12 protein-coding genes are annotated in these 23,103 nt (G+C 73.5%); 7 read left to right on the top strand and 5 right to left on the bottom strand.

What is annotated here, in order from left to right; all coding sequences use genetic code 11:
* Positions 1–23 precede the first annotated feature (23 nt).
* On the bottom strand, positions 24–368 hold the full coding sequence (locus ATL40_RS00280) for a HipA N-terminal domain-containing protein (RefSeq protein WP_098467779.1): 345 nt from the start codon (positions 366–368) through the stop codon (positions 24–26).
* Positions 365–628, bottom strand: a complete 264-nt coding sequence (locus ATL40_RS00275) for a helix-turn-helix domain-containing protein (protein ID WP_098467778.1) — start codon at positions 626–628, stop codon at positions 365–367. Before ATL40_RS00275 ends, ATL40_RS00280 begins: the two co-directional genes overlap by 4 nt.
* A 286-nt stretch (positions 629–914) precedes the next feature.
* Between ATL40_RS00275 and ATL40_RS00270 the strand changes: the two genes are divergently transcribed.
* From ATL40_RS00270 to ATL40_RS15530, 3 genes are all read left to right on the top strand, one after another.
* Positions 915–2,330: an ImmA/IrrE family metallo-endopeptidase gene (locus ATL40_RS00270; RefSeq protein WP_169925836.1), complete on the top strand. Its 1,416-nt coding sequence runs from the start codon at positions 915–917 to the stop codon at positions 2,328–2,330.
* 156 nt (positions 2,331–2,486) lie between these two features.
* Complete coding sequence (locus ATL40_RS00265; protein ID WP_143556812.1) at positions 2,487–3,074, top strand: hypothetical protein; 588 nt, start codon at positions 2,487–2,489, stop codon at positions 3,072–3,074.
* A 190-nt stretch (positions 3,075–3,264) separates the two neighbouring features.
* Positions 3,265–4,002, top strand: coding sequence for a hypothetical protein (locus ATL40_RS15530; protein WP_098467775.1), 738 nt, complete (start codon positions 3,265–3,267; stop codon positions 4,000–4,002).
* 374 nt (positions 4,003–4,376) lie between these two features.
* On the opposite strand, the gene ATL40_RS00255 is transcribed toward ATL40_RS15530, so the two are convergent.
* Positions 4,377–6,008, bottom strand: coding sequence for a hypothetical protein (locus tag ATL40_RS00255; protein WP_143556811.1), 1,632 nt, complete (start codon positions 6,006–6,008; stop codon positions 4,377–4,379).
* Between the two features lie 467 nt (positions 6,009–6,475).
* Complete coding sequence (locus tag ATL40_RS00250; protein ID WP_098467773.1) at positions 6,476–10,006, bottom strand: UvrD-helicase domain-containing protein; 3,531 nt, start codon at positions 10,004–10,006, stop codon at positions 6,476–6,478.
* Positions 10,007–10,244: 238 nt separating this feature from the next.
* Between ATL40_RS00250 and ATL40_RS00245 the strand changes: the two genes are divergently transcribed.
* The 4 genes from ATL40_RS00245 to ATL40_RS00230 all read left to right on the top strand — a co-directional run bounded on the left by ATL40_RS00245 (position 10,245) and on the right by ATL40_RS00230 (position 19,756).
* The gene (locus ATL40_RS00245; RefSeq protein ID WP_245866531.1) at positions 10,245–11,477 is read left to right on the top strand and encodes a type III PLP-dependent enzyme domain-containing protein; all 1,233 of its coding nucleotides are present in this window, start codon (positions 10,245–10,247) and stop codon (positions 11,475–11,477) included.
* The gene (locus tag ATL40_RS00240; protein WP_098467771.1) at positions 11,474–12,814 is read left to right on the top strand and encodes a D-arabinono-1,4-lactone oxidase; all 1,341 of its coding nucleotides are present in this window, start codon (positions 11,474–11,476) and stop codon (positions 12,812–12,814) included. Before ATL40_RS00245 ends, ATL40_RS00240 begins: the two co-directional genes overlap by 4 nt.
* Positions 12,811–13,419, top strand: coding sequence for a uracil-DNA glycosylase family protein (locus ATL40_RS00235; protein WP_098467770.1), 609 nt, complete (start codon positions 12,811–12,813; stop codon positions 13,417–13,419). The genes ATL40_RS00240 and ATL40_RS00235 overlap by 4 nt, the downstream gene beginning before the upstream one ends.
* Before the next feature lie 82 nt (positions 13,420–13,501).
* Positions 13,502–19,756 carry a DUF4011 domain-containing protein gene (locus ATL40_RS00230; RefSeq protein ID WP_098467769.1) on the top strand — a complete coding sequence of 2,085 codons (6,255 nt, stop codon included), beginning with the start codon at positions 13,502–13,504 and terminating at the stop codon, positions 19,754–19,756.
* A 144-nt stretch (positions 19,757–19,900) separates the two neighbouring features.
* Here ATL40_RS00230 and ATL40_RS00225 read toward each other — a convergent pair whose 3' ends face one another.
* The gene (locus tag ATL40_RS00225) at positions 19,901–23,035 is read right to left on the bottom strand and encodes a PD-(D/E)XK nuclease family protein (RefSeq protein ID WP_098467768.1); all 3,135 of its coding nucleotides are present in this window, start codon (positions 23,033–23,035) and stop codon (positions 19,901–19,903) included.
* Positions 23,036–23,103: the final 68 nt, after the last annotated feature.

The raw sequence follows: 23,103 nt of genomic DNA, 5'->3' as shown, positions 1-23,103 counted from the left end.
GCACTGAATCGCGCTACGACGCGCTACTGCACGGTTTCGAGGTTGTGCACCGGCGCCCCGGCCGCCGCACAGAGCTGCACGGCCCCCGCGCAGTCGAGACCCATGCGCTGAAGGAGCGCGAACGGGTTGCGGGGCGAGACGCCGAAGGAACGGCCCATGGCCTCCCGGGTCGACTCCCGTTCGGGGAGAAGACCTTCGAGGTACGGGTCGACGACGCGGTGCCGGAACGGTCCGGCGCCCAGGGGCATCGACAGGGACAGCGGCGTCCGGGCGGCCCGGTTGTCATATGCGAGCTCGTGCTGACCACCACGCGTCTGCTCCAGAGTGGCCACCTGGTCGCCGTCGAGCAGCACGGCGAGTGTGTTCATGGTTCGCCCAACTCCGTGAGCAGCTCCGCCAGAGGGTCGCTCGGCACTGTGGACATCTCCAGCCTGGCGTCGAGTGCATCGAGTGTGTCGAGCACCTTGCCGAGTTCGGCCCTCTCACTCGCGCCGGACTCCACGGTGATGAGCCATCGCCGGCTGACGCCCGCCCGCTCAGCAAGCTCGCGCTGCGTCCAGCCCTGACGCATTCGAGCGCCCCTGATCGCCGCCCCGATCTGGGCAGGCGTGGAGAGCGGGATTCCCATGAAGTAATCGTACGTGCACTTTCTCACGAAGTGCAAGAGCGGTGACATGCCAGCGATGTGCACGCTCGCGCACTCGGGGCACGGCGCCGCTCCCTGCCCCCGCTCATGGCTGACCCCGCTGGCGCCTGGCCACTACCAGACCGACTCAGCCGCCTCCCAGGGCGAGCTGCAGGAGCACCCTGCCCTCAGTCGGCGGGCACCGAGGTGGCCCGTGCTCAACCATCTCGCGCGCACCGAGCCGCGTGGGCAAGCGAGGATGTCAGTCCCCCTCTCTACCGTCCATGGCATGAGCACCGTCGTGGAACGGCAGAGCCGACCGAGTAAGGGAGTGCCGAGCCGCATCCCCTACCAAGACAGCCTGGACCTGGGCGAGCTCGTGCGCCGGGAGCCCAGCCGGCGTCACGAGCACGGCGCCCGGCCGTCCACCTTTGCCCGGCACATCGACGCGTGCGCCGATGCGGCACGGATTCTCTCGTTCGACAGGATGTTCACGCAGGCCTTCCTCCTGGGGCCGAGGTACTCGTTCTGGAACGCCTTCCTCATCCTCGCCCAGGTGCCCGACGCCACCGATGTGCGCACGAGCCGGCGATGGGAGGAGGACCTCGGGTACGTCCCGAGGCCGAATGCGCAGCCCATCGTGATCAGCCACCGAAGTGGGGGCGTCTGCTTCGTGCTGGACGTCTCCCAGGTGGAGCCCGGGCCCAATGCCCGGCGGGGCCCGGTGATCTCCGACTACTTCACCCGCCCGCCATGGCCTCCCGCGAAGGAACTCCTCGCACGGCTCATCGAGGCCGGGAACGCGCGCGGGATCCGCGTCAATCAGCACGCGCTCGGGAACGCCCGGGCGGGCCACATTCACCGCACTGCGGCGAACGTCGCCCAACGGGCCGTGGTCGCGGGGAAGGGTCGGGCGACCACGGAGCTGGTAAAGGTGAGGTACGACTGCTCGCTCAACGCCAGCCACTCGCCGGAGAGCCAACTCGCGACCCTCACCCACGAACTCGGGCACCTGCTCTGCAACCATCTGGGGGAACGGCGCGAGAAGGAGAATCTGCCCCACGAGTTGCGGGAGGCGGAGGCGGACGCGGTCATGACGGCCGTGATGGCGGCGATCGCTCCGGAGGTCGGCTCGCACCCCTCACTGGGGACCGACGAGCTCGACTGGTGGAGTAGGGGCCACGTGGTGTGGGCGACGCAGGAGGTACTGGACATGCTCGAGGGTGTGCCCGCCGATGGCTCCGAGAGGGAGGAGGAGCCGGGCGAGGCGGAGCCGGGCGAGGACTCAAGCCAGGAGCCGACGGCGAAGCGTGAACCGGTCCCACCGCTGGAGCTGACGGGTCGGCAGCTCTACCGGATCGCCCGCGAGATCGAGGACGACCCCGCCGTCGACCTGGACCTCGCGTCCGCGCACATGCTCGTGCGCCTCGCCTCCGCCTTCGGCGATGGGCCCATCAACTTGCGCAGCCCGTCGGTCCGCGCGGTCACCAAGGGCAAGGACGGCAAGAAGGCCGTCGAGGCGCTCCTCGCGGGCGACTGGTTGGAGCGGTCGGGCGCGGGCGCTGACCAATTGGCCATCTCCTCCGTCGCCGACCACGTGAGCGGTGGGTGGACGGCGAGCAGCACCACTGACTCCAGTCGCCTGCACAACCACGTGGTCCGCATCAGCGACGAGGGCCTCAACTTGGTGCTGACGCGAACCTGACCCGACCGCCTGGCGGCGTGCGCGGGTGGTTGTCCACAGGGCGCAACTCGATTCCCCCACGCTCGCGGTGCTCGCCCTACGGTGGCCTCAACCGGAGGGGGAACCATGATCAGACGACGGCGCATGCACGGACAGCCGACGGCGGCACCGATCGTGGTGGCCGCCGCCGCGACGATGCTGACGCTCACGGGATGCTCCGGCGGCGACGCGGATACGAGAGCCACGGCTACCTCCGCCGAGGCCACCACGAGCATCGAACCGCGCGCGGACGAGACCACCGCAACACCCACTGCGAGCGAGACCTCGCAGTGGACGCCCGAGGAGGCCGCACTCATCGAAGAAGCGGAGGCCTTCTACCTCGAGGCCAACGACCTCTACATCGCCGTGGCCCAGGCCGGCTTCACAGGACCGGAAACCAACGAACTGTTCACACGATACTCAGGAGCCGCCAGGGAGGCGCTCCACGCGGAGATGTTGGAATCAGCGGGGAAATCAATCACGTTGGAGGGAGAACCAACAACAGTGAGCGTCACGGCACACTCCGTTTCTGCAGGTCAGGAACCTGAGGTTGTGCTCGACCACTGCCTCGACACCTCGGAGATCGAGTTCCTCATCGCAGGCGAGACCCAACCCGAAGCGCCTCCGGGCGGCCTACGCGTGCTGCGCGATCGCCTCGTCATGTCCGGTGGCGTGTGGACGATCAACGAGCGGATTGACTACCGGGTCGGCAGTTGTGAGTGGTAGGCGCACATTCGCACTCACAGCCGTGCTCGCCTGGGCATTCTCGATACCGGCTGCTGCGCCAGTTGCTGCCGCCGCTGGCTGCGGAGGCGGCTCCACGTTCCAGTACTGTGACGTGACCACACCGCCCGGCGTCGTTACCCCAGAACCCACGCCTCCTCCTGAGTCGGATAGCGGCGGGGAAGGAGGAGGTGTGCGCAAGGACCAGTGCGCTGGGACCCGCGGCACGCCGATCGACTGTGTTCTCGACGGGCTTCGATGGAGCGCGGAGCACATGTGTTACCTCGACCCTGAGCCACTGAGCACGGACCCGTCCGATGGGCTGGCCGCCTGGGACGGCCACACCGATGGAGCGATCCACGAGTGCCGCTCGGACGTGCCGGGCGTCCTCACCATCACCTGGCCGGTCTGGGTCGCGCCCGCGGCCGACGCGGGCCCGTCCCCTGCCGAGCTCGCGCAGCAGGCCGTGGACTCGATGGAGTTGCGCGCCGTCGAGATCGGCATGGCACCCGAGCCGAACAACGCCGACCCGAACATCCTCATCCGGATGCCGAACCAGGTCTACGCCACCAACGCCGGACCCAACGCCCTCGGCCCCAGGTCCGCCTCGGCGTCCGCCGGTGGGATCACCGTCACCGCGCACGGCAAGCTGGCCGGCATCGACATCGACCCCGGCGACGGATCAGCGCCCCTGACCTGCACGGCCACGGAGCTCGCCGCCACCCAGCGCGCACTCGAAGGCCCCGGCATCTGCTCCGTCACCTGGGAACGCACCAGCACCGACCAACCCCGCGGCACCTACCCCCTCACCGTCACCACCCACTGGGAGATCACCTGGAGCGGCGGCGGCGAAGCCGGGGTCATCACCTTCGACCTCACCAACACCCGGCCCGTGGCCGTCCGCGACCGCAAGGTCAACCTCGTCCCCTGATCACCCACCTGCCCAGCACGCGGTGCCCTCGGGTGTGGCCCACCCACGCGCGGCTCGCTTCGCGGAGGGCGGATCGCCTTCGCTGACGGCGGATACACGCACCCGCGCGCTTAGGGCCAGGGCGCTGACCTGCACAAACGCCGAGGATGCCCGACCGACGCGCCACGCAACCGCCGTCCGCGAAGACGATCCGCCGTGCGCGAAGCGCGCGCCGCGCTTGCGTGAGGGGTCTGTCGTGCGGTGATTCCGGCGTGGCCACGGCACGTCGGCGCCACAGCGTCACTCGGGCGCCGACGCCGAGCCCCGGCGCCACAGCGTCACTCCGGTGCCTGCGCCGCGCGTACCCCGGCGCCATGCCCACCCCGCGCGCGGCACTACGGCGTCATGTCGTCGTGCTTCACCACGCGGCTGAGCTCGATCACACCGTCCGGCCGCTCCCAGTAGTGCAGGCGTCGCGCCGAGGCAGTCTCGCGCTGCAACGCCGCCCGGTAGCAGACCGCGCCGTCCTCCCGCGTCACCGCCGCGGCCCCACCGGCCGCGGACTCGCGCAGCCGGTGCAGATCACGACCGGCCAGTTCCTTCGCCAGATCGGTCAGCACCTCCACCACCACGCCGAGCACCTTCGACCGCGAGACCCCTTGAAGGGCCTCGAGGGAGGTCAGGAAATCCGGGCCGATCTCATAGCGGCGAAGCGGGCGACGCGCCTTGTCCGACGCGGGGATCCGGCCGGCCCACGCCACGTGCACCTCGAACCGGAACTGCTCCACCGGGTCGAGGAACTCCCGCCCGGTCAGCACCGCCGAGCCGCCCCCGGCGCGACCCGCACGCAACCTCCGGCGAAGGTCAGCGCGCTCCGCCCGCAGCCGCGCCACTTCGCGGGATCGCTCCTCCACCGAGCGCCGAAGCTCCAGGATCTCGGCGCCCAGGGGAGAACTCGGGTCGATGCCGTCGTCCTCCCGGGAGGCATCGCCGTCCGCCTCCTCGCCCTCCGCCGCATCCGGATGAGTGTCCGCCTCGGTGAGCCACGGTGGCCCATCCGGCAGCAGCGCCGGGGCCGGCGCAATCGGGTCGTCCTCCTCCCACAGGTCGAGGCGCAGTTCGTGCCCCTCGCCCTCGGGCCACCAGGTCGCGGCCACCACGTCGCCCGCGGCGAACGCCTCGGCCGCATCCGGCCCCGCGAGCACCGCCGGCACCGCGACGGGCACCCCCGGGACCAGCGCCACGGTGACCTCCTGCGCCGTCACCGATTCGACGCGCACCAGCACATGCCGGTGCTCTCCCGGCGCGGGGCGCGAATCCGCGACCACCCGCTCGGGCACCACCTCACCGCGCATTGCCGAGATGTCCAGGCGGTTCGTCGTCTCGTCCAGCACGCCGCTGACCGCCTGCTGTGGCCGCAGGAGTCGCTCGATCGGCACACCCGTCACGGTCAGTTCGGCCCAGACACTCGCCATCCCGCCGTCCGACAGCGACACGAGGCCGCGCGTCGCCACCACGCCCTCGACCATTCCGCTCACTGTCCGGACGGGATGCGATGACCGATCGGCCACCGGAGCCACGGCGAAGACGTCCGAGACCAACAGGTCGCTCTTCCGCACGCCGTCCGGGTGCGAGAACGCCATCCGCAGCGGCGAGGCGTACGGGTCCTGGAGCCACCGACCATCTGGCGCATACACGCGGCTCGCCCCGCCGTACACCTGGGTGAACGGCGGCATCTCGTTGGAGAACGCCCACGACTGCGGGCCCGTCGGCATCACGTACACCTGCGCGAGGCCTTCGACCTGGTCCGCCACATCCTGCGCCGGGATGAAGGGCTCCTCCTGGCCGGAGGCCACGGTGATCAGCACCACGGGCCATGGGAAGGACCTGGCTCTCAGCCTCTGGGCGAGGTCCCGGGCCGCGGCGGCATCCTCCACCACGGTGATCGACGACGGCGGCACCTGGCCGGGCGGGGTCGCCGCCAGGCCGTCGAAGGCTGGGGTGGCCGGTGCCGATTCCGGGGGCAATGCGGGCGAGGTGGCACTTGACGCAGCCGCTGCGCCCCCAGCGTCAGCGTGGTTTCGGCGGGCTCGTGCGCGCTTCTGTGACCGCTTGCTCATGGCACTCCCATCGTCGTGACGGCATGGGAGGGAAAAGACGTCCGCGTCCCCACCCGGATCTGCCTCGAGGGTATGGCCGACCCCTGACAACCGCCCGCCAGGGCTTCGCGCGCGGCGGATCGCCTTCGCGCGCGGCGGATACACGAGACCTCAGGCTCGGTCGCACCTCGCTGACCAGCGCGGACGCCACACCGGCCGCGGGGCGGCGTCACACAGCCGCCGTGCGCGAAGCCGATCCGCCGTGCGCGAGGTGGCGGGGCGGGCGAGGCAGCGCGGCAGACCGGCAGCAGCGCGGGGCGGGGGCAGCCCGGCGGCAGCAGGTTGGGGCGCGGCAGCGCGGGGAGGCGCGGATTGGGGCGCGGCAGCGCGGCAGGCTACGCGCCGAGGAAGACCAGCTCGGTGCGGGCGCGCTCGCCGGTCGCGGCCTCCAGCGCCCGCACGTACGCCTCGAGCTGCGGGGCGTAGTACCGGGACCGCTCGGCGCGCTCGGCCTCGGTGCGCACCGTGTCGGTCTTGTAGTCCACGATCACCAGGCCGCCTCCGCGCTCCGGGGACTCGCGGAAGAGCAGGTCGATGAACCCCTCCAGCACCACGCCGTCGGCCTCCACCGCGCCCACGTACACCTCGCTCCAGTGCTCCCCCGCGAGCGCCCGGGAGACCACCGGGTGCGCCAGCGCGGAGCGCACGAAGCCGGCGACGACGTCCGCGAGGTCGCCGATGCCCTCCGCGAGCGCCTGCGCCTGCGCCACCTCCTCGATCCGGGAGGCATCGCCGTCGATGGCCTGCAGGGTGCCGTGCACGGCGCGACCGATGAGGTTGCCGTACCGGCCCTTCATCCACGGCGCGAGGTCCACGTCCCGCGCGCCCTTGGCGCGGCCCGCGATCACCTCGGCCGGCAGCCGCTCGTCGTCCACGCCGGGGTCGCCCACGGGTGCGTGCTCGTCGAAGGTGTCGTCCTCGGCCGTGTTCACCGCGCTGGTGGTCTGCCCCGCCTCGGCCTCGGCGATCGCCCAGACCACCTCCGGTTCCGTCCCCTCCAACCCGGACGCGGAGCGGGAGGCCGGCTGAGCGGCGCGGCGCAGCGCCGCCCGGGTCTCCGCGTGCCAGGTCTCCCACTCGGGCCCCGGCCCGGGTGACCCTGACAACCCGGCAGCGGCGCCCGGCCCTGCGCCGTCGGGCGCCTGCTCCGCCTCGAAGCACACCACGCCGGGCACCTCCAGCGCCCCGGCGTCGGTGAAGATCTGCGCGGCCGTGGCCGCGCGGGAGCCCTCGGCGCGGTGCAGGGAGACCACGAGGTGCTCGCGGGCGCGGGTGGCGGCCACGTACAGCAGGCGCTTGCGCTCCTCGGAGTCCATCTGCTCATCCAGCGGGGCGGCCTCGGCGAAGTCATTCGTCTCGATCGACTTGGTCAGCCGCACCGCGTAGTCCCGCTCGCGCCACAGCAGCCGCACACCGCTGGGGGTGCGGGGATGGCTCGTGGTGCCGGCGAGCACCACCATCCCGAACTCCAGACCCTTGGCGGCGTGCACGGTCATGATCCGCACCACATCCAGGTCGGTCTCCGGCAGCAGCGACTCGGCGACCCGGGCGGAGTCCTGCCCCTGGTGGGAGGCCCATGCGAGGTACTCCCGCAGCCCCCCGTGCTCCACGTCGGACCACGCCCGCGCCTGGTCGATGACGAACCGCACCCGCCCCCACGCATCGCGCGCCCGGGCGGAGGGTTGGGTGAGGGTCGCGGCCTCGAGCACGCGGCCGTCGGTGGCGAGTTCGGTGAGCAGGTCGGCGGGGGTGAGCCAGCGGCTGCGGCGGGCCAGGCGCCGCAGGTACTCCATCGCCACCCCGACTGGGTGCTGTTCCAGGCCCTCGGGCACGGGGGCTCCGACGGTGAAGGAGCCGCCGTCGCGCTTGTACGTGAACAGGTCGTCGTCCCCGCAGCCGAACAGGGCCGAGCGCAGCGCGGCCACGCAGCTGAGTTGGTCGGCGGGGTCGGCCACGGCGCGCGCCGCCCACAGCAGGCTGCGGATCTCCTCCGCCTGGTAGACCAGGGAGCTGGACTCGGTGCGGTAGGCGATCCCGGCGCGATCCAGCGCGGCCTCCAGGAACGGCAGCGAGGTCCGGGCGGGGATGAGCACGGCGATGTCCCGCGCGGTCAGCGCCCGCCAGGCGCCACTGTCGCGGTCCCGCACCCGCCAACCCTGCGCGAGGGCGTGGCGGATCACGGCGGCGACGTCGTCCGCCTCCGCCTCGCGCATGCCGGGCACCCGGGTGCCCTTGGGGTGCGGGGTGGCGCCGAGGAGGGTGACGGCGGGGCCGCCTGGATCGGGCTGCCCGGGCTGCCCGGGCTGCCCGACGGCGTCGCCTCCTGGGCGCGACCGGTCGCCCTGGGCGGGGGCGGGGAGGGCAGGCGTGCGATGTGCCACCAGCGGCTCGTAGGCGGGCTGCGCACCCGGGGAGGGCTGGATGATCTGCGCGAACACCGCGTTCACCCAGTCGATCACGCCCGGCAGGGAGCGGAAGTTCGTGGTGAGCGCGAGCCGCGCCCCGATGCGCTCCCCGGCCTCGAGGTAGGTGGCGATGGAGGCGCGGCGGAACCGGTAGATGGACTGCTTGGGGTCGCCCACCACGAACAGGGACCCCGGTGGGAGGGCGACGTCGCGCCAGTCGGGGGCGCCGCCGTCGGCCCCCGCGGCAATGCGCACCGCGATCTCGATCTGGATGGGATCGGTGTCCTGGAACTCATCCAGCAGCAGCCGCTGGTACTGCGCCTGGAGGGCGGCGCGGGCATCGGCGTCGCGGCGCAGCAGGTCGCGGGAGGCCACGAGCAGGTCGTGGAACTCCAGGGTGCCCGAGGCCACCCGCTCGGCGGCGGCCTCCCGCACCGCCGCGGCGATCCAGCGCGCGAGGGGGCGCAGGGCTGCGTCGGTGTAGGCGGTGGCGAGGGTGCGCGCCTGCTCGGCGAGGTCCTTGCACTGCTGCTTCAGGCCGTCCAGGTCGGGCCAGTTGGCCTTCTTCCCGCCGCGGCCGGTGGTCAAGCGGCCCAGGGTCACCGCCAGGCCCAGGCGCTCGGCATCGGAGCGGGCCGCGCGCCAGGAGGTCACCCAGTCCGCGGCCTTCGTGGTGACCTCGAGGAACTTGTCCGCCGGGTCCCGGCACTCGGCGGCCGCCTCGGCGAAGGCAACGGCAGCGCGCAACACCGGGTCGCCGTCGGGCAGGAGCATCTCGCGCGGCGGCGTGGCGAGCACGTGGGAGTCGATGAGGTCCCAGTCGTTGCCGAAGGCGCGCGCGAGGGAGCGCAACTGATCGGCGTTCACGCCGGCTGCGAGCGCCAGCTCGAGGGGTTCGGCGAGGGCGTCGTCGTCCAGCATCCCGCGCCAGAGCTGCTGCCAGCGGTTCTCGAACGCCACGGAGGAGCCGACCTCGTCCAGCACTTCCACGAGCGGCGGCATCCCGGCCTGGATCGGGAAGGAGGCGAGGATGCGCTGGGCGAAGGAGTGCAGGGTGCCGATCGCGGCCGAGTCGAGGTCTGCGAGCGCCGCCTCTGCCCGCTCACGATCGGCGCCGTCAGCGCCGTCAGTTTCCCGTGCCCGCTGCTCGAAGGCGGCGCGCAGCCGGTCGCGCAGTTCCGCGCCGGCCTTCTCGGTGAAGGTGACCACGGCGGTGCGGGCCAGCGGCACACCCTCGCCGAGGACCTGTTCCACCACGCGCGCCACCAGCGCGGAGGTCTTCCCGGTGCCGGCGCCCGCGTCCACGACGAGGTTCTCGCCCGTGCTGGTGCGGATGCGCCTGCGGGCGGGGTCGTCCGCGAGGTGGTCGGTCTCGCGTGCGGTGGCGTCCAGCAGGACGGTGCCCCCGACGACAGTGTCACCAGCGACCATGTCCCCAGCGAGCGCCACCTCTTCAGCCATGGCTCGACGCTACCCGGCACCGCCGACATCCACCGCCGACGCCGCTCGCGACGACTCGCCCACGCCCGCGGGGACGTGCCTCCGACGCCGAGACCGTGCCCCGCGCGCACGGTTTCGGCGGATACCCCACGGGTTCGCGGAATGGTTCGCGGGAGACGGAGGGTTCGCAGGAGACGGATGCCGCGCACCGCCACGCCCCTGCCCTACGGTGAACAGCATCCCGTCGAGTGGAGGACTCGTGCCCGCTGCAGCCCGCGCCCACCTGATCGCGCCGCCCTGGCCCGCGTGGGAGGCGGCGACGGCCGCGCAGGAGCCGCCGTTCGCCGTCCTGGACGCCGAGGCGCTGGAGGCCAACGCGGCAGACCTGGTGCGGCGCGCCGCCGGGAAGCCGATCCGGATCGCCAGCAAGTCGCTGCGGGTGCGCGGCGTGATCGAGGACCTGCTCACGCGCCCCGGGTTCACGGGGGTGCTGGCGTACACGCTGCCCGAGGCGCTGTGGCTCGCCGAGACCATCGAGGACGTGGTGGTCGGCTACCCCAGCGCCGACCGCGCCGCGATCGCCGCCCTGGCGCGGGAGGAGCGGGCCGCCGCCCGGGTGACCCTCATGGTCGACGACGTCGCCCAGCTCGACCTGATCGACGCCGTCGTGCCGCCAGCCTCCCGCCCCGTCTTGCGGATCTGCCTCGAGTTGGACGCCTCCTGGCACGCCCCCGCCCCTCTCGGACCACTGGGCCTGCACCACGTGGGAGTGCTGCGCTCCCCCGTCCACTCCCCGCAGGCGCTGCGCACCCTCGCCCGCCACGTCACAGCCCGCCAGGGATTCGCCCTCGTGGGCGTGATGGCGTATGAGGCGCAGATCGCCGGGGTGAGCGACGCCGTCCCCGGCCGCCACGCGATGAACGCCGTCATGCGCCGGATCAAGCGCCACTCCGAGGCCGAGCTCGCCGAGCGCCGCGGCGAGGCGATCGCCGCGGTGCGCGAGCTCGCGGACCTGGAGTTCGTCAACGGCGGCGGCACCGGATCGGTGGAGACCACCACCGCCGACCCGTCGGTGACGGAGATCGCCGCCGGGTCCGGCCTGTTCGCCGGGCACTACTTCGACGACTACGCCGCCTTCGCGCCCCGCCCCGCCACCGGATTCGCCCTCAGCGTGGTCCGCAAGCCGGCCCCGGGGACCGCGACCGTGCTCGGCGGCGGATGGATCGCCTCCGGCCCTCCCGGCCCTGACCGACTCCCCCGGGTGGTCCACCCGGAGGGGCTCGCGATGGCGCCCCGCGAGATGGCCGGGGAGGTCCAGACCCCGCTGACCGGCGCCGCCGCGAGACGCCTCGCCGTCGGGGACCGGGTGTGGCTGCGGCACGCGAAGTCCGGGGAACTCGCCGAGCACGTGAACGAGATGGTGGTGGTCGCCGGCGAGTCGATCACCGCCCGCGTCCCCACCTACCGCGGTGAGGGAAAGGCGTTCCTGTGAGTTCGCCGTCGGGCCTCTGGCGCAACTGGGGGCGGACCGTGTCCGCCAGCCCGCTCGGGGTCGCCGCACCGAGGAGCCTGGGCGAGGTGGTCGACGTCGTGACCCGGGCCCGCGCGACGCGTCGCCGCGTGAAGGCGGTCGGGGCGGGCCACAGCTTCACGGCGATCGCGCAGGCCGACGACGTGCAGGTCACCCTGGACGGGTTGCAGGGCCTGATCGCGGTGGACCGGCAGGCACGGACCGCGACCCTGGCGGCGGGCACGCGCCTGCACCAGATCCCCGCGCTGCTCGCGCCGCACGGCCTGGCGATGACGAACCTCGGCGACATCGACGCGCAGTCCATCGCGGGCGCGATCTCCACCGGCACCCACGGCACCGGCGCGCGCTTCGGCGGGATCGCCACGCAGGTGATCGGGGCGGTGCTGGTGACCGGGACCGGTGAGGTGCTGCGGGTGACCTCTGGGGAAGACGGCGAGAACGCGGAAGGCGGTGAGAACGCCGATCTGCTCCCCGCCGTCGCCCTCGGCCTCGGCGCCCTGGGGATCCTCACGGAGGTGACCCTGCAGTGCGTGGACGCGTTCGACCTGCACGCCACCGAACGCGTCGAGCCGCTGGAGGACGTGCTGGCGAGCGTGCACGAGCGGGCCGCGAGCGCCGACCACCTGGAGTTCTACTGGTTCCCGCACACCGACCTCGCGATGACCAAGACCAACCGACGGCTCCCGGCCGGGCAGCGGCGTGATCCGCTGCCCGCTCATCGGGCGTGGCTGGACGAGGTCGTCATGGCCAACGGCGTCTTCGGCGCCACCTGTGCGCTGGGGCGGGCCGCACCCGTCCTGGTGCCGCGGATCAACAGGATCGCCGCACGACTCTCCGGCGAGCGGACCTACACCGACGCCTCGCACCGCGTGTTCGCCACCCGCCGCACCGTGCGATTCAGCGAGATGGAGTACGCGATCCCCGCGGGCGAGGTGGTGGGGGCGCTGCGAGCGATCCGGTCCCTCATCGAGGAGCGCGGGTGGCGGATCTCCTTCCCGTTGGAGGTGCGGTTCGCCGCGGCGGACGACCTGTGGCTCTCCACGGCGCACGGCCGGGACTCGGCCTACATCGCGGTGCACCGTGCGCAGGGGGAAGACCCGCGTCCCTACTTCCACGCGGTGGAGGCGCTGCTGCGGGCCCGGGGCGGTCGCCCGCACTGGGGGAAGATGCACACCCGCCGCGCGGCGGACCTCGCGCCCGCCTATCCGCGCTTCGCGGACTTCCAGGCGCTGCGGGAGGAGCTGGACCCGGATCGAGTGTTCGCGAACGCGTACCTGCGGCGAGTGCTGGGGTCATGACGGGAGACGCACCCGCGGGCACGTCACGGATCGCACGGATCGCGCGGATTCGGCGCGAGATCGCCGCCGATCCCGAGAACGCCGCCTTCACCGAGGCCGGGTGGCAGCCGGTCTTCTCCGCCGACCCCGCCGCGCGGATCCTCATCATCGGGCAGGCACCCGGCCAGGTGGCGCAGGCCAGCGGGGTGGCCTTCAGCGATGCGAGCGGCCGCACCCTGCGGGAGTGGTTCGGGGTCGAGGAGGAGGTGTTCCGTGGGCCACGGATTGCCGTGCTGCCGATGGACTTCTACTACCCGGGGCGGGGACGCAGCGGCGACAAGCCTCCCCGCCGGGGTTTCGCCGCGCGCTGGCATCCCCCGCTGCTGGCCGAGATGCGTCAGGTGCGGCTGACCGTGCTGGTGGGCCGGTACGCGCAGCAGTACTACCTGGCGCCGACGGGCACGCTGACCGAGACGGTGCGCCGGTTCGCCGACTACCTGCCCGAGCGCTTCCCCCTCGTGCACCCCTCACCGCTCAACTTCCGCTGGCAGGCACGCAACCCCTGGTTCGCCACCGAGGCGGTCCCGGCGCTGCGCCGGGTGGTGGCGCGGGCCCTGGCCGAGTGAGCGGGTGCGGGTGCAGCGGTGGGAGGCACCGGCAAGAATGTCGGAGGGCCGTTGCAGGATCGGACCCGAGGAGAGGACACCGATGAGCGACGGGGCACACGACGGGGCGGACTGCGCGGCGGACGGCGCGGCGACGGCGGGCGAGCCACAGGCCGAGCAGGCGGGCGAGCACGGACGTGAACAGCGGCCCGCCCGGGTGACGGCGCGCGTGGCGCCGCGGTGGACCTGGCCGGCGAGCCTCGCGCGGATCCCGCAGGTCACCGACCTGGTCCTGGAGGTCCCCGAGGCGCTGCCGGGTGCCCGCCTCACGCTCCTGGTGCACGACGGCGATCTCCAGCTGGGGGAGCGGGAGGTCACCGACCTGCAGCTCGCCCCGGGCGCGAACAGGCTCGGGACCCTCCACGTGCCGCTGTCGGCCCGCGTGATGGCGCGGGTGACCGACCGGCTCGCGGCGGAGTGCACCGTGACCCTGCTGGACGGCGCGGGGAACCGGATCGCGGCCCTGCGCGCTCCGGTGGAGGTCCAGCCGAACAACCTGTGGGTGTGGACCAGCGACTCCGCCTCCGAACGGGTGGACGGCGGCTCCCTCGCGCGTGCGCTGCTCGCGAGCTACGTGCGCCCCAACCACCCGGAGATCGCCGCTCTGGCGCGGGAGGCCGCGCAGCAGCTGCGGGAGGCGACCGGCGAGTCGAGCTTCTCCGGGTTCCAGAACTCCGACGTCGCCGCCGCCGAGCGGCACGCGGACGAGACGGTGGATGCGATCCTTGCGGCCCTGCGCGGTCGGGACATCTCCTACTCCGAACCGCCGCCCGGGTGGGACTTCGCGCGTGAGGGGCAGCGGATCCGGGACCACGCCGAGGTCGCGCGCGCGGGCCTGGGCACCTGCATGGACACCGCGGTGCTGATGGCGGCGGTGATGGAGCACGTCGGCATGATGCCGGTGTTGCTGCTGACCAGGGGCCACATCACCACCGGCTACTGGCGCCGCGACCCTCAGCCGATCGGAGAGCGCGCCCAGTGGTACCCCGGCCAGGCCGTGATCACCGATCCCGCGCGGGTGCGCGCCCTCATCAGCGGCGGCTGGCTCGGCATCACCGAGACCACCGCCGCCACCTCGGGACACCACGACTCCCCCGCCCACGTGCGCTCGCGCGCCACCCGCCGCGCGCAGCACACCGACGACGGCGACCTCCTCGCCGCGATCGACGTGGTCGCCGCGCGCCTGGACGGCGTGGGGCCGCTGCCCGCCGTCGTCACCACGGACGGCATCGCGGAGATCCACGAGTACCGCGCCGGCGGTGGCAGCGTGGTCACGCCGATCGACGCCGCGGCGGTGGACGCCGTGGACGACGCCCTCGCCGACCGCCAGGGAGATCCGCACCCGCCCCGGTACCGCACCTGGAAGTCCTCGCTGTTCAGCCTCAACGCCACCAATGCGCTGCTGAACCTCGGCGCGAACCCGCGGGTGCAGCCGCTGCTGCTGCCACCCGACTCCCTGGGCCTCCTGGAGGACCGCCTCCACGAGGACGTCACCTTCACGCTGCGTTCGGGGGACGACATCCCGGAGGTGTGGCAGGCGCGCGGCACCCGCAACGCCCTGGAGATGCTGGAGCGCGGCGAGGAGGCGGATCTCGCGGACCTGCGCGAGCAGCTGGAACACCGCACCCTGTTCGTGCAGCGGGTGGGGAGGAAGGCCGGGCAACCCACCGCGCTCGCGGCCGGCACCTTCCTGCGGGAACTGCGCAGCATGGCCCACCGCGCAAAGACCTCCCGGGAGGAGAAGGGGATGAACCCCCTCTTCCTATGCCTGGGCACGCTGCACTGGCCGCACAAGCCGGGGGTCATGGCCACCGCGCCGCTCATCCTCGTGCCGGTGAACCTGACCCCGGTGCGCCGCGGCACCACCCTGACCCTCACGCTGGACGCCACCCAGCAGACCACCCCGAACGCCGCCCTGATCGAGTGGCTGCGCCGGGAGCACGACCTGGTGATCCCGGGCCTGGCGGAACCCTCCGCCGACCGTGCCGGGATCGACGTGGACGCGGTGCTCTCCGAGGTGCGCGAGGCCGTGGCACGCCGGGGTCTGCCCTTCGTGGTCCGCGCCGAGGCGACCCTGGCCACCCTGGACCTCTCCGCGTTCCGCAAGTGGCAGGACCTCACCGCTCACGCCGAGACGTTCCTGACCCGGCCGCTCGTGCACCACCTCGTGCACACCCCCACCGACCCGTTCCGGGATCCGGCACTGGATCCGGCACTGGATCCGGCACTGGAGTCGGGTGCCGCCGGCGCAGGTGCCGCCGCGCAGCGCCCCGATGAGGACGTCCTGGACGCCCTGGAGACCCCCGTGGCCGCGGATGCCACCCAGAAGCAGGCCGTGCTGTGGGCCACCCAGGGCCGCTCGTTCGTGCTGCAGGGGCCGCCCGGCACCGGGAAGTCCCAGACCATCACCAACATGATCGCCGCCTGCGTGATGGCTGGGATGAACGTGCTGTTCGTGGCGGAGAAGGGCACCGCGCTGGAGGTGGTGCAGCGTCGCCTGGACGAGATCGGCCTGGGGCCCTTCACGTTGAACCTGCACCACGAGGGCTCCAACGCCACTGTCGTGCGTGCCCAGCTCAAGCGGTCCCTCGCCGCTCGCGTCACCCCCGACCCGGCCGCGATGGACACCGCCCGGCGCCGGCTGCGCACCGCCAGGTTCGAACTCGGCGCCTACCCCCGCCACCTGCACGCCCGCAACGCCGCCGGGCACTCCGCCTACAGCGCCCGCGACGAACTGCTTGTGCTCGGCGAGGGCGAGTCGATCCCGATCGACGCCGAGGTGGTGCGCCGCGAGGAGGGCGTGGTGGCCACGCTGCGCGGCCTGATGGCGGACATCCAACCGTGGACGGCCGCCGCCCGGGTGGCCCCACCCCACCCCTGGCTGCTGGCCGGCCCCGGGGCCGGGGACCCGTTCGACCTGGCCGCCACCGGTGCGGCGATCCGCGGGGTGCTCGACGGCGCGGCCTGGGCCGGGCAGGTCGGGGGCGCCCTGAGCGAGGCCCTGGCGAGCGTGACGGAGGTCGCGCACCTGGAGACTCTCGTGGCCGGCGCCCACCCCGCGCTGCCCTCGGGCACCGACCTCGCGGCGGTCCTGGCGCCGCAGTGGCCCACCGCCACCGAGCAGACCCTGCGCACCTGCCAGGATGCGCTCACCGACGCCACCAGTCGGCTGCACGGCCTGCACCCCTCGATCCTGCAGGTGGACCTCACCCTCGTGGCGCAGGTGGTGCGGCAGGCGAACGAGTCGGGCTTCCTCGGGCGGCGGCGCCGGCAGCGCGAGGCGATCGCCCCGTTGCAGCAGTGCGCCCCGGCGGGTACGGAGATCGACCCAGACGACGCCCCGCGGATCGTGCAGGACCTGCAGCGCTCCCAGCAGCTGCTCGGCTGGGTCGCCGAGACCCTCGCGGCCACGCCCGGGCTGCGGGAGGTGAGCGACGCCGTCGTGCGCCGGCTGCTCGAACCGGACGCCCTGGCACCGGCCCGCGCGCGCCTGGCCGAGGTGATCGAGGCGACCGAGGCGCTGCGCGGCGAGGAGGCGTGGGCGGCCCGGGTGCGCGACCTGGCGATCGCGGGCGAGGTGCGCCGCGCCGGGCGGGAGTTGACCGCGTGGCGGGACGCATGGGTGGCACTCGATCGCGAACTCGCGATCGATCCCCGCGACCTGGCGGCGTGGCGCGACGGCGTCGGCCTGCTCGCCCGCGTGCAGCAGGTCACCGAGGCGTGGCGGCACGACCTGGACCACGAGCGGCTGCTCGGCCTGCAGCAGTGGTGCGCCCTGGTGCGGCGCCTGCAACCCCTGCGCGAGGCGGGGTTGGAGGAGGCTCGCAGCGGCATCCTGACCGGGCAGATCCGCGCCGATACCGCCGAGGAGTCGCTGCTGCGGGGCCTCGCGGAGGCCTCCCTGGCCGAGCGGATCGCCACCGAGGGCCTGGACCGCTTCAACCCGATCGCGCACAACGAGCGGGTGGAGTCCTACACCGCCGCGCAGCGCGAGACCCGGCGGGAGTGGGTCACGACCGGGCCCGCCGCCCTGCTGCAGCGGCGGGCGCAGCTGCGGGCGTCGGCGAACGTGGGGCGGCTCGCCCGAGAGTTGGAGAAGACCACCCGGCGCCTGGGGACCCGCGCGATCCTGCGCACCCACAGCGAGGCGGTCGCCGCCCTGACCCCGGTGGTGCTGGGCAGCCCCTCCTCGGTGGTGGATCTTCTCGAACCCGGCACGATGGAGTTCGACGTGGTGGTCTTCGACGAGGCCTCCCAGATCACGGTGCCGGAGGCCGTCGGGTCGCTGGGCCGGGCGCGGGCGGCGATCATCGTCGGCGACAGCAAGCAGATGCCCCCCACGGCGCGGGTCGGTGGACCCACCGGGCCGCGGGAAGCGGGCGATGACCTCGAGGAGGAGATCGTCGAGGACCAGGAGTCGATCCTGTCCGAGTGCGAACTGGCGAGCGTGCCGCCGCTGCGGCTGAGCTGGCACTACCGCAGCCAGGACGAGGCGCTCATCGACTTCTCCAACCGCACCTACTACACCGGGGCGCTGTCCTCCTTCCCCACCCCGACGCTGCTGTCCACCGACACCGGCCTGGAGTACCGGCTGGTGCCGGACGGGCGGTACCTGCGCTCCGGGGCCCGCGCGGGCAACGAGCCGGTCGAACTGCCCGGCGGGGTGGTGGCGGGGACCAACACCAACCCCATTGAGGCGCAGGCGGTGGTGGACTACGTGCACGAGCTCGTGCACGCGGGCCCCGCGTTGCCCTCGCTCGGGATCGTGACGTTCAACGAACCGCAGCGTCAGCTCATCGAGGACCTCCTGGTCGCCAGCCCCGATCACCGGGTGGCGGCCGTGATGGACGAGGCGCGGATGGGGCGCCGGGAGGCCCTGTTCGTCAAGGCCCTGGAACAGGTGCAGGGCGATGAACGCGACACGGTGATCTTCTCCGTGGCCTTCTCCAAGCAGGCCAATGGGCGCATCCCCACGAACTTCGGCCCGCTCTCCCGGGCCGGCGGTGAGCGCCGGCTGAATGTGGCGGTCACCCGGGCTCGCCGCAAGAACGTGGTGTTCGCGAGTTTCGACCCGGCCGAGTTGGACGTCTCGGGGTCCTCCTATCGCGGGCCGAAGGACCTCAAGGCCTACCTCACGTTCGTCAAGGCCTCCACCGCCGGGACCGCGGTGCCCCCGCCGGAGAGCCGCACGCCGATCCGTGACCGGCACCGCGATGAGGTCGCCGCCGTGCTGCGCGAGCTCGGCTTCCACGTGATGACGGATGTGGGAATGTCCACCTTCCGCCTCGACCTGGTCCTGGCACGGGCCGAGGAGCCCGACCGCCCGGTGCTGCCCGTGCTCCTGGACGGCGAGAGTTGGATGACCCGCCGCACCGTGTCCGACCGGGACGTGCTGCCCGTGGAGGTCCTCAGAAACCTCATGGGGTGGCCGGCGGTGGCGCGGGTGTGGTGGCCGATGTGGCTGCAGAACCGCGAGGATGTGCTGCAGCGCCTGGCCCGCGCGTTCGACGACGCGGTGGCGCTGCTCGACGCCCGCGACGCGGCGGCCCTCGCGGAGGCGGAGTCCGCGGCTGCCGCCGATGAGGTCGAGGCCGTGGCCCACGCCACCGACGGCGCAGCCGAGGACCCGGCCGAGGGCACGGTGGGGGCGCCGATGGAGTCCCAGGACCAGGCCGGCGAGGAGGCCGCGGACCGTGCGCCCGTGCCCGCGCTGATGCGCGCCGCGCCCGTGCTGGAGGCCCCCTCCGAGTCGAGCATCGCGACCCCCTCCCGCCGAGACTTGCGCGAGCCACCTGCGATCACCGACTTCGTCCCCGCCCACATCGAGGCGGTCGGCGGGGTGGACGTGCTGGACGCCCTCCCCGAGAAGGCCGCCGCCACGCGGGTGCGCGAGCAGGTGGTCGACATCATCGAGACCGAGGGGCCCGTGGAGTTGGCCCGCCTGCTGCGGCTGACCGCTCGACGCTTCGGCCTGTCCGCCGTGCGGTCCTCCCGCGCCGAGCAGTTGCGACGGCACGTGCCCCGGGACCTCATCCACCGCGGCAGCCTCGGCACATTCGTCTGGCCCCGCACACTGGATCCCGACACCTGGAGCGGCTTCCGCACCGACCACGCCGGGACCCGGACCCTGGAGGAGGTGGCCCCGCAGGAGATCGCGAACGCGATGCGGGCCTACCTCGCGGAGTACCCCGAGGCGAGCGCGGAGGAGGTGCTGCGCCGCGTGGGCCTGGTGTTCGGGATCACCCGAATGGGCGCCAAGGTGCGCACCCGCCTGGAAGCCGTGCACGCCACCCTCTGAACGCGCCGCACCCGGCACCGCGACACGTCCCGCGCCCGTGCACACCCGCACCCCGCCGAGACCGTGGCTTGTGCGCCGAGGACGTGCCCCCGGAGCTCGTCCTCGGCGCACGCGGCACGGGTTCGGCGCCGCTGGCGTGAGCCGTCAGCCGAGGTCGCTGCCCTCGGCGAGCGCGCCCGGGTCCAGCAGCGCGAACAGGTCCGCGAGCGCCGGGTCGGTGCGCTTGCGGTAGGCGCCGGTGCGCACGTGTCCGTACCCCACGCCGTCGGGGTTGCAGTACGGGCATTTCACCCAGGAGAAGTCGTCCTCCTGCGGCGGCCGGGGAATGAACTGCCCGTCCCGGATCCCCGCCACCAGGGCGCCCAGAGCCCGGGCGTACCGGGAGGCGAGGTCCTCATCGAGCCGCACCTCCACGCGCTCGTCGTGGTACTTGCGCCCCACGAACCAGTACGCGGCCTCGATCTCCTGCCCCTCGTGGCCGAACTCGCGCTGCGCGGCCATCGCGTAGGCCGGTAACTGGAGCTTCGTGCCGGCCACCACGGGGTCCTGGGCGATGTCCTTGAAGGTGCGGGAGCTCCCGGTCTTCAGGTCGGTGACGATCAGGCGGCCCTCGCTCGTCTCCTCCACCCGGTCGGCGGAGCCTCGCATCGCCAGGTGCGCTGCGCCGTCGGGCATCTCGATCGGCACCTGCACGGGAGCCAGACCCCGCTGCCCGAACGCGAGTTCGCTGGCAATCAGGCGGGAGCGCTGGGTGGCGTGGGCGGCGTCGTCCAGGTCGAGGACGGCGGTCAGGTCCCCGAGGATCAGTTCGCGTTCCCGTTCCCACAGCCGGGGATGCCCCGTCAGGCCACGGCGTTCGACGGCGTCCATCACCTCTCCCGCGATCTCCCCCATCCGCCGGCGGTGCGCCGCGCTCCACGGCTCACCGAAGCCAGGCAGGGTGCCGGCGGCCTTCGCCTCGCTGGTGAGGCGGTCCATCACCTCGTGGATGATCGTGCCGAGGTCGGCGGGGCTGAGGGTGAGGATCTCCTCGGGCTCCTCCAACGGCCGCACGTTCAGCAGCCGCTCCTGGAAGTAGGCGTGTGGGCAGCCCGCGTAGCGCTCCAGGGTGGTGGGGGCGATCGCGCGGTCGCCCGCCGTGAAGTCCGGCAGCCCGGCGACACCCGCCACGTTGCCATCGAACCGGGTGAAGGACTCCTCGGCGCGGGCGGCCAGCAGTTCCAGGGCCGCGGCCAGGCGGCCGTCGTGGAGGGGGTCACCGCCGGTGATGCGCCGCAGCCGCCACTCCTGCTCACTCCCGGGATCGGCGCCGCGAGCCACCCCCTCCCAGTGCGAGGCGACGGCGTGGAGGCGATCCGAGGACGCCTCGCTCCACCCGGTGGCCTGCAGGTCCGGGGTACGGGTCAGCGCGCGCAGCGTCGGCATCAGCCAGCGGCTCGGGAGCCGTTCCGCGCCGCGGCGCAGGTCACCGCGGGGGAAGGTGGCGGTCACCTCCGGTGCGCAGGCCAGGGCCGCGAGCAGCGCGCGGTGCCGCTCCCGCAGCCGGTCGGCGTCGGTGCGCAGGCCGGCGCTGCGACGCACCGCGTCGGGCAGCAGCGGGTCCACGCGGTGGCGGCCGGGGTAGAGGTCCTCCGCGAGGCCGAGCACGATCGTGTGGTCGGTCTCCAGGGAGGTGGCGGCGCCGATCGGGCCGACGAACACACCCTCCCCGAACCGGCCCACGCGGGGGCGGTGGCCGTCCAGGTCCACGGCGAGGATCTCCGCGAGGTCCGCCACGCTCGGGGGGCCGGCCGCAATGGCGTCCAACTCCCCCAGGCCACCCAGGGTGGTCTCGATGGCGGTGGCGGCGCGCTGCTCGTCCTGCGGCAGCCGGGTCATCCGGGCGCTGGCGGCGGCCCCGAGGTAGCGCGCGAAGGTCCGCGCGGCCCAGGCGCCGAGGTCGGCCCAGGTGGTCGCCTCGCGGCCGGCGCGGAGGGTCTCGGTGAGTTCGGTGATGAACGCCGCGAGGTCCTGCGCCGCCGCGAGGGCCCGCTCGTGGTGGGCGATGGTGGCCTCGCTCGCCTCGGGGTCCTCCCGGGTGGCGGCCAGGATGCCCGTCAGCCGTTCGGTGTGGTCGGCGAGGCGCGGCGCCCAGGTGCCGCGGGTGACCCCCGCCTCGCGCGCGATCCGGTCCCACGCGGTGCGCGGCACCACCCGCGCGGCCGCCCCGTGCAGGATCGGGGCGCGCCCGAACCAGTCGAACACCGCGATCCGGTCCAGGCGCTCGGGGTCGAGCGCGAGCAGGGCGAGGAACGCATCGGCGATGGCGCGGTCCCGCAGGGGCCGCACCCCGGGGCCGTTGGCGGCGATGCCCGCGGCGGCGAGGTGGTCGTGCAGGAGCCGGGCGTAGGGCGCGGCCACGGGGTAGAGCAGGGCGATGCGGTGCGCGGGGGTGCCGGCGGCGAGCAGGCGTCGGGTGCGGCGCAGCGCCTCGCGGACCTCCTCGTCGGAGTCGGAGGTGTGCACCACGGCGCCGGCGATCGGTTCGGTCGGGTGAGGGGTGGTTGCGCCGGGCGGGTCCGCCTCGACGCCGAGGATCGTGGTGAACGCGGCGGTCGCCGGCGCATCGACCGCGGGGTTGCCGGTGGTGCCGAGGATCGCGGTGAGGGGAGTCGCCGCGGCGAGCGCCCGCAGGAAGGTGGCCTCGGTCGCCTCGGGTTCGCCGGGCAGGTGGAGGATGACGGGTCCCAGGTGGGCGGCGCCGTCGGGCAGATGGGCCGCGGCGGCCTCGAGGATGGCGGCAGCATCCTGCCGACCGTCGCTCACCAGGGCGGCCAGCACCGCGCGGTGCAGCCGGACCAGGTCGGCGCCGAGGTGGCTGCCCTCCGCCACGGCCCGCAGGGCCACCGCGGGGGCATCGCGCAGCTCGTGATGGGCCCGCACCAGGGCGCGGACGGTGGCGGGCCGATCGATCACGGGCGCGAAGACCCCCGGGGCGCGCTCGAGTTCGCGGCGCCACAGCGCGGTGAGCAGGGCGGAGGTGACGGGTCGGGTGGTGGCACCGGTGGCCTGCACGAGGTGCTCCGCGAGGCGCCGGGTGGTCGTGACGTCGATCGCGGCCACGCCGGGGCGGCCGCCGATCCCGTGGGCGAGGGCACGGCGCGCAGCGACGGCCGCGATGTTATCGGGGCAGAGGATCGTCACGGGGGCGAGGGGGTCGCCGTGCTTGGCGTGCTCGACGGCGCGGCGCAGCGCCTGGAGTGCCGGCGCGCCGAATCCGGCGGTGATCAGGCGGTTCACCGCGCCTCACCTCCCGCGAACCCGAGCGTCGTGCGCCGAGCACGTGCGCACGGGCCACGGCCTCGGCG

The sequence above is a fragment of the Serinibacter salmoneus genome (assembly GCF_002563925.1).
GTDB classification, from domain to species: domain Bacteria; phylum Actinomycetota; class Actinomycetes; order Actinomycetales; family Beutenbergiaceae; genus Serinibacter; species Serinibacter salmoneus.
This window is presented reverse-complemented; position numbering and strand designations above follow the sequence as displayed.

Bases quoted from the DNA above. Each gene is read 5' to 3' on its own strand.
- ATL40_RS00280 (WP_098467779.1), bottom strand. From the start codon at position 368: ATGAACACACTCGCCGTGCTGCTCGACGGCGACCAGGTGGCCACTCTG.
- ATL40_RS00275 (WP_098467778.1), bottom strand. From the start codon at position 628: ATGGGAATCCCGCTCTCCACGCCTGCCCAGATCGGGGCGGCGATCAGG.
- ATL40_RS00270 (WP_169925836.1), top strand. From the start codon at position 915: ATGAGCACCGTCGTGGAACGGCAGAGCCGACCGAGTAAGGGAGTGCCG.
- ATL40_RS00250 (WP_098467773.1), bottom strand. From the start codon at position 10,006: ATGGCTGAAGAGGTGGCGCTCGCTGGGGACATGGTCGCTGGTGACACT.
- ATL40_RS00235 (WP_098467770.1), top strand. From the start codon at position 12,811: ATGACGGGAGACGCACCCGCGGGCACGTCACGGATCGCACGGATCGCG.
- ATL40_RS00230 (WP_098467769.1), top strand. From the start codon at position 13,502: ATGAGCGACGGGGCACACGACGGGGCGGACTGCGCGGCGGACGGCGCG.